This is a genomic window from Streptosporangium sp. NPDC000095, from assembly GCF_042899335.1.
Classification (GTDB): domain Bacteria; phylum Actinomycetota; class Actinomycetes; order Streptosporangiales; family Streptosporangiaceae; genus Streptosporangium.
Window position 1 is genome coordinate 107,747 of sequence record NZ_JBIAZS010000014.1, and the last position, 11,430, is coordinate 119,176.

Consider the following 11,430-nt stretch of genomic DNA (forward strand, 5'->3'; position numbering starts at 1 on the left):
TCCTACCCCGGGGAACAGCCGATTCGCGGGGGGCGTTATCGTCACACTGACGAAATGAACGGCCTCTAACGAGCCCCGCGAGGAGGCGGCTATGAGCATCCCGGCCATTCCCCAGAGGTTGACCGCTCCCGCTCCGGGCTGGACGGTACGGGCGGACGTGGTCGTGGTGGGCTCCGGCATCGCCGGCCTCACCCTGGCACTGCGGTCCGCCGCCCTCGACCCCGGGGCGAAGGTCCTCGTCGTCACCAAGGACGTCCTGTCCTCGGGATCGACCCGCTGGGCACAGGGCGGCATCGCCGCCGTGCTCGACCCGCGGGACACCCCCGAGGAACACCTCTCCGACACGCTCGTCGCCGGAGTGGGCCTCTGCGACGAGGAGGCCGTCCGCACCCTGGTGACCGAGGGACCCGACGCGCTGCGCGGCCTGATCGCGATGGGCGCCCGGTTCGACACCGACGCCTCGGGGGCACTCCAGCTCACCAGGGAGGGCGGCCACCGGCGCGACCGCATCGTGCACGCGGGAGGCGACGCCACCGGGGCCGAGGTGCAGAGGGCGCTCGTCCAGGCCGTGAGGGAGTCGGGGATCGAGGTGATCGAGCACGCGCTCGTCCTCGACCTCCTCAAAGACGCCGAGGGCCGCACCGCGGGGGTGACCCTGCACGTCATGGGCGAGGGTGAGCGCGACGGGGTGGGCGCGGTCACGGCGGGGGCCGTGGTGCTGGCCACGGGAGGCATGGGGCAGGTCTACTCGGCCACCACCAACCCCCTCGTCTCCACCGGCGACGGAGTGGCGCTCGCGCTGCGCGCGGGCGCCGTCGTCAGGGACCTGGAGTTCGTCCAGTTCCACCCGACCGTCCTCTGGCTCGGCGAGCACTCCACCGGCCAGCAGCCGCTGATCTCCGAGGCGGTGAGGGGCGAGGGGGCCGTACTGGTCGACGCGGACGGCACCCGCTTCATGCGCGACGTTCACGAGCTCGCGGACCTCGCCCCCCGCGACGTCGTGGCGAAGGCGATCATGCGGCGGATGCGCGCCACCGGCGCCGACCACGTCTATCTCGACGCCCGCCACTTCGGCGAGGAGAAGTGGCGCACCCGCTTCCCGACGATCCACGCGGTCTGCCTGGAACACGGCATCGACCCGGTCACCCAGCTGATCCCCGTCGCGCCCGCCGCCCACTACGCCAGCGGTGGTGTCCGCGCCGACCTGCGCGGCCGTACCAGTGTGCCCGGCCTGTACGCGTGCGGCGAGGTCGCGTGCACCGGTGTGCACGGCGCCAACCGGCTCGCCTCCAACTCCCTGCTGGAAGGTCTGGTCTTCGCCGGGCGCATCGCCGCCGACATCCACGAGGCGCGTACCGTCCTCGCCGGGAGCGCCGGGAGCGCCGGGAGCGCCGGGAGCGCGACGCGGCCGGTCGAAGACGAGCCGGCCGCGAGTGGGTCGGTCGTGGGCGAGTCGGTGACGGGTGGGCCGGTCGCCGATGACCGGCCCACCGGCCTGATCGACCCCAGGGCCCGGAGCAGGATCCAGGGGCACATGAGCCGGGGAGCGAGCGTGCTGCGCGGCCAGGAGTCCCTGGGAGAGGTCGCCAGGGCCCTGCTGAACCTCAGGTGGACCCCGGTGGTGGTCGAGCCGTGCACCGAGTCCTGGGAGACCACCAACCTGCTGACGGTCGCCTCCGCGCTCGTGGCGGCCGCCCGCGAACGCGAGGAGACCCGGGGGTCACACTGGCGTGAGGACTTTCCCGAGCGGAACGACGACCGGTGGCTGGGCCACCTCGACATCACCCTGACAGCGGAGGGGCTGGCCATGACATACGCACCGCACGGGCAGCGCGCGAGCGCGCTGCCGCCCCAGGTGGAGAACGACCTGGTCGAGGCGGGCCTGGACCCGAGGGCGGTGACCGCGGTCCTGGAGGCCGCCGCGGCCGAGGACCTGCAGGAGGGGGGCGACGTCACCAGTGTCGCCACCATCCCCGCCGACCAGACCGCCACCGCCGACGTGGTGGCCCGCGCCGACGGCGTGGTCGCGGGGCTGGCCGTCGCCGAGGGCGCGTTCTCCCACCTCAGCCAGGGCCGCCTGGTGACCGAGCGCAGGGTCAAGGACGGCGAGCGCGTCGCCGTCGGCGACGTGCTGATGACCGTCACCGGTCCCACCAGGGACCTGCTGACCGCCGAGCGCACCGCGCTCAACCTGCTCACCCACCTGTCCGGCATCGCGACCCTGACCGGCCGCTGGGTCCGGGCCGTCGAGGGGACCGGGGCCAGGATCAGGGACAGCCGCAAGACGCTGCCGGGACTGCGGGCCCTGGAGAAGTACGCCGTCCGGTGCGGCGGCGGAACCAATCACCGCATGTCACTTTCGGACGCCGCGCTGATCAAGGACAATCACGTGGTGGCCTCGGGTGGGGTCGCCGAGGCGTTCCGGGCGGTCCGTGACGCCTTTCCCGGCCTGCCGATCGAGGTCGAGGTCGATCGGATCGACCAGATCGAGCCGGTGCTGGCCGAGGGAGCGGAGGAGATCCTGTTGGACAATTTCACCGTCGAGGAGCTGGCGCGGGCCGTACGGCTGGTGGACGGCAGGGCGCGGCTGGAGTCCAGCGGGGGACTGACCCTCCAGGCCGCTCGTGCCGTGGCGGAAACGGGTGTTGACTACCTTGCCGTGGGCGCGCTCACGCATTCGGCGCCGGCGCTGGACATCGCCTTGGACCTTCGGGGGAATTGATGCTGCTTGCCATCGACGTCGGCAACACTCACACCGTTCTCGGACTCTTCGAGGGTGAGGACGTCATCGAGCACTGGCGGATCGCCACGGACGCCCGGCGGACGGCTGACGAGATCGCCGTCGTGCTCCAGGGGCTGCTCGGGCAGTCGCCGCTGCTCAAGGGCGCCGACGTCAACGGCATCGTGATCTGTTCCACCGTCCCCTCGGTGCTCAACGAGATGCGTGAGATGTGCCGCCGCTACTACGGCGACGTGAACGCGGTGATCGTCGAGCCGGGCGTCCGCACCGGGGTGCCGGTGCGGATGGACAACCCGAAGGAGGTCGGCAGCGACCGCATCGTCAACGCGCTGGCGGCGATCCAGCTGTACGGCGGGCCGTGCGTCATCGTCGACTTCGGCACCGCGACCTCCTTCGACGCCGTCTCCGCCAAGGGGGAGTACGTCGGCGCGGTGACCGCCCCCGGCATCGAGATCTCGGTGGACGCGCTCGCCACGGCGGGGGCGCAACTCCACAAGGTGGAGCTGATCCGTCCTCGCTCCGTGATCGCGAAGAACACCGTCGAGGCGCTTCAGGCCGGCATCATCTACGGCTTCGCCGGTCAGGTCGACGGGATCGTCGAGCGGATGGCGGCGGAGCTCGCCGACGACCCCGACGACGTCACCGTGGTCGCCACCGGCGGCGCGGCGCCGCTCGTGGTGAGCGAGGCCCGCTCGATCGACATGCACGAGCCCTGGCTCACGCTGATCGGCCTGCGCCTGATCTACCACCGCAACACGCCCTGAGGACGCCGGGGCACCGGGAGAGTCCCTCCCGGTGCCGGACGGGGGGAACTCACGGGGTTCGCCGCATCGGTACCCTTTGGAACTGTGACCGATGACGTGACCACCCCCGCCGAGGATCTGCCCGAGCAGATGCGCGTACGCCGGGAGAAGCTCGACCGCCTCCGTTCCGAGGACGTCGACCCCTATCCGGTGAACTTCCCGCGCACCGCGACCAACGCCGAGATCCGCCAGAAATACGCCGATCTCTCCGCTGACACCGCGACGGGCGACAAAGTGGGTGTCACCGGCCGCGTGATGCTGTCCAGGACCGGAGGCAAGCTCTGCTTCGCCACCATCCGCGACGGCTCAGGCGATCTCCAGATCATGGTCTCCCTGGACAGGGTGGGCGAGGAGTCCCTCGCCGCGTGGAAGCGCGACGTCGACCTCGGTGACCACGTGGGCATCGAGGGCGAGGTCATCACCTCCCGCAGGGGCGAGCTGTCCATCCTCGCCGACCGCTGGGCGATCACCTCGAAGTGCCTGCGCCCGATGCCGGAGAAGCACGCCGGGCTCACCGACCCCGAGGCGCGGGTCCGTCAGCGCTACGTCGACCTCATCGTCAACGACGAGGCCAGGAAGATGGCCCACACCCGCAGCGCCGTGGTCCGGGCCGTCCGCGACTTCTGGCACGAGGAGGGCTACCTGGAGGTCGAGACGCCGATGCTTCAGCCGATCCACGGCGGAGCCACGGCCAGGCCCTTCAGGACCCACATCAACGCGTACGACATGGAGCTCTACCTCCGGATCGCGATCGAGCTCTACCTCAAGCGGCTGGTGGTCGGCGGCCTGGAGAAGGTCTTCGAGATCAACCGCAACTTCCGCAACGAGGGCGCCGACTCCACCCACAACCCCGAGTTCACGATGCTGGAGGCGTACGGCACGTATCTCGACTACAACGACATCGCCGACCTGACCCAGCGGATGATCCAGAAGGCCGTGATGGCGGCCCTCGGCCACTCCGTCGTCGTCCACCAGGGCCAGGAGGTCGATCTCGGGCTGGCGAAGTGGCCGCGGATCACCCTGTACGGATCGGTCTCCGAGGCGCTGGGCGAGGAGGTCACCACCGAGACGCCCCTGGAGCACGTCCGCAAGCTCGCGGACGCGCGGGAGATCCACTGGGACGCCAAGTGGGGTCAGGGCAAGCTGGTCCAGGAGATCTTCGAGGCCCTCGTCGAGCACACGCTCATCCAGCCCACGTTCGTCATGGACTATCCGCTGGAGACCTCCCCGCTGGCACGCAACCACCGGGACAACCCCCTCCTCACCGAGAAGTGGGACCTGATCGGCTTCGGTACCGAGCTGGGCACCGGTTACTCGGAGCTGAACGACCCGGTCGAGCAGCGCCGCCGCCTCACCGAGCAGTCCCTGCTCGCCGCGGGCGGCGACGCGGAGGCCATGCAGCTTGACGAGGATTTCCTCACCGCCCTGGAATATGCGATGCCGCCCACCGGTGGCATGGGGCTCGGGATCGACCGTCTCATCATGGCCTTCACCGGCAAGAACATTCGCGAGACCATCCTGTTCCCGCTGGTCAAGCCGACCGCCTGAGCACGGCGAAGGGCGGCACGCAGGGATCTTGCGGTGGCGTCGGCCCCGGGCACCGCCCGGGGCCGGCGCCGTTTTCATGTGGTGGCGCGGTGAGACCGCCGTGAGTGCCGCGGGGCCGTCGACGAGACGGACGGGACGGACGGGACGAGAGCTGAGGGCTGGAAACGGTCGTCGCGCCCATGGTCCCCCATAATGCCGGACGCCTTTCCGTGCGGATCAGAAATCCATTTCCAGCACGTCCAATATCGCTTTCGCGTCCCATCGTCACCGCGTGATACTTCACGAATGCCGCGAAGCCGCTTCCTCGACCCCTATATTTCCGTCTTTTTCGCGGCGTGTCGTCAAGGTGGCGGATGGTGATGGCCGCCGAAGACTATCGGGAAGAGATCGGTTTTTACCGAGAAATGCGGGCAGTCCGGATCTCCGGAGGACCCGCTCCGGCGCGCCCGGCGGGGCGAGGGCTCCCGCGAAACCTTGTTCTGCCAGGACTTCGATCACCGCAGCCAGGGGTACCTGCCGGCTCGTGCTCGGGATGGGTCATGACATAGCCGCAAAGGCACTGACATATCATGAGTACTTCATGTAGCGCCTACTATGTCAATACTGGACGCGCGCTATGAAGAGCGGAACTTGACGACCTTTGAACAAGGCGTTTACCGTTCCTGGCGGACGGTATTCATTTCCGGCGTCTCGCACCCGGTTTCCAGAGTGGGGGGAGTGACTCTTGATGGCATATCCAGAAGTGGATTCACGCCATGGCGACAGCCCCCTGGGCATGAGCGATATCGGTCTCAGCGATGACGATCTCGTGCTGCTGGCTGAGCTCGCCAAGGGTGTCACGGTCGATCGGGTGGGGCGTCGCCTCGACATCAGCGGGCGGACCGTCAGGCGCAGGCTGAGAGGCATCTGCGACCGCATCGGTGTCGCCACGGCGATCGAGGCCGTCGCCTGGGCCGCACGCCGTCGCCTGATCTGACACGGCACCGCACGCGTGCCCGGCAGGTCGGGCCGGGCACGCGTGCGGACAGGGCAGGGGGGCGGGGTGGGGCACGCTCAGGCGGCGATGCGGACGCCTCCGACAAAGGGCCGGTTGTCGATCGTGGTGATGTGGACGACGTCACCCGTCCGGGGCGCGTGGACCATCAGGCCCGCGCCGATGTAGATCCCGACATGGTGCAGGTCGCTGTAGAAGAAGACCAGGTCTCCGGGGCGTAGCTCTTTCCTGGAGACGTGGGTGCCGGCGGTCCACTGGTCGCCGGTGTAGTGCGGCAGGCTGATGCCGACCTTCTGGTAGGCCCACATGACCAGCCCGGAGCAGTCGAAGGAGTTGGGACCCTCGGCGCCCCAGACGTACGGCTTGAGCTGCTGGGTGAGCGCCCAGCGGGTCGCCTCCGCGGCCTTGCCGCTGCCCACGATGGGCACGTTGGTCTTCACCCGGGCGCCCCTGTTGCCGACGGCCCTGGCACGCACCTCGCTGAACAGGTCGCTCTCGACCCGCGCGACCAGACGCTCGATCTTGGTCCGGTTGCCGTCGATCTCCGCCAGGAGCTTCTTGACCTCCGACGTCCTCGCCTTGGCGCCGGCCTTCGCCCGCTCGGCGGCCTCGATCGCCCGGGCGACCTGGGCGACCTCCTCGCTCTGCTGCTGCTGGAGCGCGTAGTTGGTGGTGGCCTGATCGAGGAAGGTGTCGGGGTCCGTCGCCTGTGTGAAGGCGAGTCCGGAGTTCAGGCCGCCCGACATGTAGGTGCTCTGCGCCAGGAGGGTGGCCTTGGTGCGACGGGAGGCCAGCTCCGACTCGCTCGACGCGAGGATCTTCTCGGCGCTCTCCGCGGCCCGCTGGGCCTGCCTGAGCTTGACCCGCTCGCCGTTGTACCGCTCGGCGAGGACGCCGATCTCCTCGTGCAGTTTCTCGGCCTGCTTGGCCAGCTGCTGGAGGCTGGGTTCGGGGTCGGCGGTGGCCGCGACCGTCGGTGTGCCGAGAGTGAGGGTGGCGAATGCCAGGCCGATCACCGCCATGCGGCGGCGCAGCCCGCGCGGCGCGCGTTCTCGACGGCGGGCGTCGTCGCCCGCGTTCTTTCCTCCGCGGTCGCGCTCGCGCTTCACCAACGGGCTCCTCTCCTCGGCCGCCTACCGGGTTAGCTGACGGGTTCGGGCCGGAGGCAGCCCTACCGAGTGCGCCGGTGGCACTCGGATTCACCCCCAAGGACGTGGTGGGTCCCCGGTTCCCCGTGGTGAGGGATTCGGCGGGTCAGGCTTTTACGTCTCTGACATCGAGCACGGAGATTAGTGCACCCGTGGTTCCTGCTCAACCAGAACTGCGAATTCAGTGGAGGTTCCGCAACTGAAGTGTCACGGAAAGATCACATGTCAATATGATCAACATGGCCATTACGCTGCCTTTACCTCCCCGGCGGGGGGTGCGGGGAAGGTCTTCCCAGGTCCGGGACCGTACCAAAGGTGAGTTGTGGCACACGTGAGATGCCGCGCGCCCAGTGTGGTAAAGCGATTACCGGCGGTCATGTGAGGGGGGTGTGCCGCGAGTTAAGGAGGAGCCGTAATTGAAGACCGGTGAGGACGTACGCTGAACGGTCATGGAGCAGCTTGCTGAGCATTCTCCCGTGCCGGTCGTGAGCACCCCGGGCGGCGGGGAGCGACGCGCGGGACCCGAGGGGGCGGAGCCTGACCCGCCCCTGCCCGCGGCGGCCGAGGTCGCGGAGATCGCCAAGGCCGCCGAGGTCTCGGTCCGTCGTGCCCGGACCCCGGACGTCCGCGCGATCAGGCGGCTCGTCGACACCTACGGCGGCGTCGGCCCCCGCCTGCTGGAGAAGGCCACCGTCACCCTGTACGAGGACGTTCAGGAGTTCTGGGTCGCCACCGACGCCGAGGGGGCGGTCATCGGCTGCGGGGCTCTCCACGTCCTCTGGGAGGATCTGGCCGAGATCCGCACCGTGGCCGTCGATCCGACCCGTCGCGGGATGGGAATCGGCCACCGGATCGTCTCCGCCCTCATTCGCACGGCCGCGGAGCTGGGCCTGCGCCGGGTCTTCTGCCTCACCTTCGAGGTCGACTTCTTCGCCAGGCACGGTTTCCGCGAGATCCAGGGCACGCCCGTCGCTCCCGCGGTCTACGCGGAGCTTCTCGCCTCCTACGACGAGGGCGTGGCGGAGTTTCTCGATCTGGAGCACGTCAAGCCCAACACCTTGGGAAACACCCGGATGCTGCTCCACCTGACACGTGAGCCCGACTGTGATGACTTTGGAGCTGACTGATCGGAAAGGTGACTGTCGATACCTATGTCGATACCTTGTGCAGCAGCAAGCATGTGCGTCTGACATTTGCCACATGCGCAGTCTAAGTGAGGTGACGCGGTGAGCACCGGACAGCCGCCGTATCCACAGGATGATCCCGACCGCGATCGCACACCGTCGGGACACCCGGATTACGGACAGCACAACGCGGGTCGAGCCGCTGGCGAACTCGATCCCGACGTAACGGTCATGGGATATCGGTCGGAGGCCTCACAGCCGAACACCGGCCCAGGACAGAGCCAGCCCGGCTACGGCCAGGGTTACGGGCAGCAGGGCTACGGCCAGCAGCCCGGTTACGGCCAGCAGGGTTACGGCCAGCAGCCCGACTACGGGCAGCAGTCCCAGCAGCAGGGTTACGGCCAGCAGGGCGGGACGGGGTCGTACGGGCAGCAGCAGCCCGGCTACGGCCAGCAGTCCCAGCAGCAGGGTTACGGCCAGCAGCCCAGTTATGGCCAGCAGGGCGGGACCGGCGGGTACGGCCAGCAGGGCGGGACGGGGTCGTACGGGCAGCAGCCCGGTTACGGCCAGCAGGCGTCCCACGAGCAGTCGGGCTACGGTCAGCAGTCCCAGCCCGGTTACGGCCAGCAGGCTTACGGCCAGCAGCCGGGCTACGGCCAGCAGGGGGCCCAGCAGCCCGGCTACGGTCAGCAGCCGGACTACGGGCAGCAGTACGGCCAGCAGGGTTACGGCCAGCAGCCCGACTACGGCCAGCAGGGCTACGGCCAGCAGCCCGGCTACGGGCAGCAGGGCTACGGCCAGCCGTACGGCGGTCCTCCCGGGGCGCCCGCCCCGCTCGCGGAGTGGTGGCAGCGTCTGCTGGCGAGGCTGGTCGACGGGATCATCCTGGCGATCCCGGGGGTCATCATCAGCCTGGTGCTGACCGCGATGCTCGTGACCGCCCCCACCTTCGACGGCACGTCGATCACGGAGGGGAGCGGGACCTTCCTCGCCGGGCTCCTCATCGCGTTGGTCAGCGCGGCGATCTACATGGCCTACGAGTTCCTCATGCTCAGCAGGGGCGGCCAGACGGTCGGCAAGATGGTCATGGGCATCAAGGTCGTGCCGGTCGGCAGTGCCCTGCCGCCCGGTGGGCTCGGCTCCGACATGGCGGTCAAGCGCGCCGGGGTGATGTTCGGCCCGCAGTTCCTGAGCTGGATCCCCTTCGTGGGCTTCCTCTTCAACATCTTCAGCCTCGTGAACGTCCTGTGGCTGCTGTGGGACAAGCCGCTGCAGCAGGCCCTGCACGACAAGGTGGCGGGGACGGTCGTCGTCAAGATCAAGTAGTCCCCTGAATAACGGGGCCGGCGGTTCAACCGCCGGCCCCGTTTTCGTGCGCGGGTGAGAAAACGGGGGCCCTTAGGGGTCCGTAAGGGTCTCGGGGGCCGGGGCGCGGAAGCCTCAAAACCATTTGCCGCGCCCTGAGCAACGCGGGGGAAGTTATGACCGAGTCTCGACCCGCTCGCCGGAATATTCGCGTACGTTGCCCACAACGGGCTCACGTCCGCCCTGGGCGCCCTATGAGGGGTCAATGCCGGATCCGTCCCCGTCGGGGGTTCGTGCACTACTCGCCGAATGGTCGGCGCCGCGCGCCTCCGGCATCCTCGGTGACCTCGCGTCGGATTCTCTTCTTCGCCTTCCGCCGTGTGTTCGGGGCAGCCGGTGAAGACCTTCTTACGGATCCGGATCGGGGCGCCCGGTGTTGGCGAGGTTGTCTGAGGAGTGCATCGTGTTTGGTGGTTATACGGTCTACGACTATGTACTCCGTGCCAGAGTGGGTCGTACTCTTGGCAAGAAAGTGTTGAAGATCCGTCTTGTTCCATACACTTGTGTCACATCGGTTCACACCGAGGTGATGAAGCGAGCAGCTCCCCGTCCGGGCGTTCTGTCGACGGAGGGCATTCTCGCGATGAAGTCGTCGGCGGCGATCTCAGGCTCCATGGCAAGGTGTTGTTCATCCCGGCGGACAGCCCCCTTCAGCAGGGACTTCGTCGCCGGGAGGTCGATGGCGCAGCGGCGCGGAAGCCGCGCGGCATTGGTATTACGGCGACGATGATGATCACCTGATCGTCCACCTGGTTTTTCCTCGTGCCTTTACGACCACAACCGGTAAGAGAGCTGGAGAGAAGCATTAGGCTGGAGGAAGACGGCATGGTCGCCCCTGCGCGCGTGTCGCCGGTCGGTGGCGCTATGGTCATCTATGGGCGGTTCCAGCGATCGGGTGCGCTCGCGAGGCCCGGAGAGCCGCCGCCACATTTTCATGGTCCCCAGAAAGCCACCCACGGTGCGGAGCGAGGGCGAATGTACGACGTATTGTCCGCGTTGATACCCCCGGCGGTCGTCGGCGGGGCCTTCATCTTCGGAGTCGTCAAGCTACTTCGGAGTGAAGCCGCCGGCCGACGTCCGGCAAAACGGCCCGACCCCGAGTCGCAGAAGAGCTGATCCACCGGAGGCTCGACCGGTGAGTCTCGGTTGCCTGTGAGAATCGCCGAGCTCCTGGAATTGCCGCTCTTCGATCGCGGGTATATGTTTAGCTTGCGAATGAAACAATACTCCGCGAAAGGATTGTGTAGATGGCCAAGCAGATCCAGGAGATTCTCATCGACGACCTCGATGGGGGCGAGGCCAATGAGACTGTCGCCTTCGCGATTGACGGCACCAGCTATGAGATTGACCTGAGTGACGTTAACGCGAAGAAGCTCCGCGACTCCCTGTCGCCTTTCGTGCAGAGCGCCCGCCGTTCCGGCGCCCTGGCTCCCCGCCGCCGCCGCGCAGGCGGAGCGCGGGCACTCACGCGAGAGAAGAGCGCCGACATCCGGGCGTGGGCGAAGTCTCACGGACTCAATGTCAGCGAGCGCGGTCGGATCGCCTCGAAGATCGTCGAGCAGTACGAGCAGGCTCACTAGATCGGCTCAGTAGATCGAGTGAATCATGCGGTTATGGCGGTCACGGTGGGGTCCGGTGGCGGCCATGACCGCATGATGCGTTTTACTGGAAGACAAACGTCGTTCGCTTGCGGCGTAGCGGGAACATC

Annotated in this window: 8 protein-coding genes and 1 riboswitch; of the genes, 7 read left to right on the forward strand and 1 reads right to left on the reverse strand. The window is 68.1% G+C overall.

The window, feature by feature from the left end; all coding sequences use genetic code 11:
• Window positions 1-91: 91 nt before the first annotated feature.
• The 4 genes from ACFY3V_RS28270 (at window position 92) to ACFY3V_RS28285 (ending at window position 6,067) form a co-directional block, all read left to right on the forward strand.
• Entirely contained in the window at window positions 92-2,722 is a 2,631-nt protein-coding gene (locus ACFY3V_RS28270; RefSeq protein WP_389777749.1) for an L-aspartate oxidase, read from the forward strand.
• Complete coding sequence (locus ACFY3V_RS28275; RefSeq protein ID WP_350941530.1) at window positions 2,722-3,504, forward strand: type III pantothenate kinase; 783 nt, start codon at window positions 2,722-2,724, stop codon at window positions 3,502-3,504. The genes ACFY3V_RS28270 and ACFY3V_RS28275 overlap by 1 nt, the downstream gene beginning before the upstream one ends.
• A gap of 84 nt (window positions 3,505-3,588) precedes the next feature.
• Window positions 3,589-5,091 (forward strand): bifunctional lysylphosphatidylglycerol synthetase/lysine--tRNA ligase LysX, encoded by a 1,503-nt coding sequence (gene lysX / locus ACFY3V_RS28280; protein WP_350941529.1) that lies wholly within the window; start codon window positions 3,589-3,591, stop codon window positions 5,089-5,091.
• A gap of 775 nt (window positions 5,092-5,866) precedes the next feature.
• A complete protein-coding gene (locus ACFY3V_RS28285; RefSeq protein ID WP_030905642.1) occupies window positions 5,867-6,067 on the forward strand; it encodes a LuxR C-terminal-related transcriptional regulator in 201 nt (66 codons plus the stop codon).
• Between the two features lie 77 nt (window positions 6,068-6,144).
• On the opposite strand, the gene ACFY3V_RS28290 is transcribed toward ACFY3V_RS28285, so the two are convergent.
• Window positions 6,145-7,194, reverse strand: a complete 1,050-nt coding sequence (locus ACFY3V_RS28290; RefSeq protein WP_362897978.1) for an NlpC/P60 family protein — start codon at window positions 7,192-7,194, stop codon at window positions 6,145-6,147.
• Window positions 7,195-7,199: 5 nt separating this feature from the next.
• Window positions 7,200-7,347, reverse strand: a riboswitch (cyclic di-AMP (ydaO/yuaA leader).
• 335 nt (window positions 7,348-7,682) lie between these two features.
• Here ACFY3V_RS28290 and ACFY3V_RS28295 point away from each other — a divergent pair.
• The 3 genes from ACFY3V_RS28295 to ACFY3V_RS28305 all read left to right on the forward strand — a co-directional run bounded on the left by ACFY3V_RS28295 (window position 7,683) and on the right by ACFY3V_RS28305 (window position 11,302).
• Window positions 7,683-8,360, forward strand: coding sequence for an amino-acid N-acetyltransferase (locus ACFY3V_RS28295; protein WP_389777753.1), 678 nt, complete (start codon window positions 7,683-7,685; stop codon window positions 8,358-8,360).
• 228 nt (window positions 8,361-8,588) lie between these two features.
• On the forward strand, window positions 8,589-9,683 hold the full coding sequence (locus tag ACFY3V_RS28300) for an RDD family protein (RefSeq protein ID WP_389777755.1): 1,095 nt from the start codon (window positions 8,589-8,591) through the stop codon (window positions 9,681-9,683).
• Window positions 9,684-10,969: 1,286 nt separating this feature from the next.
• Complete coding sequence (locus ACFY3V_RS28305; protein WP_350941526.1) at window positions 10,970-11,302, forward strand: Lsr2 family protein; 333 nt, start codon at window positions 10,970-10,972, stop codon at window positions 11,300-11,302.
• The last annotated feature ends 128 nt before the right edge of the window (window positions 11,303-11,430 follow it).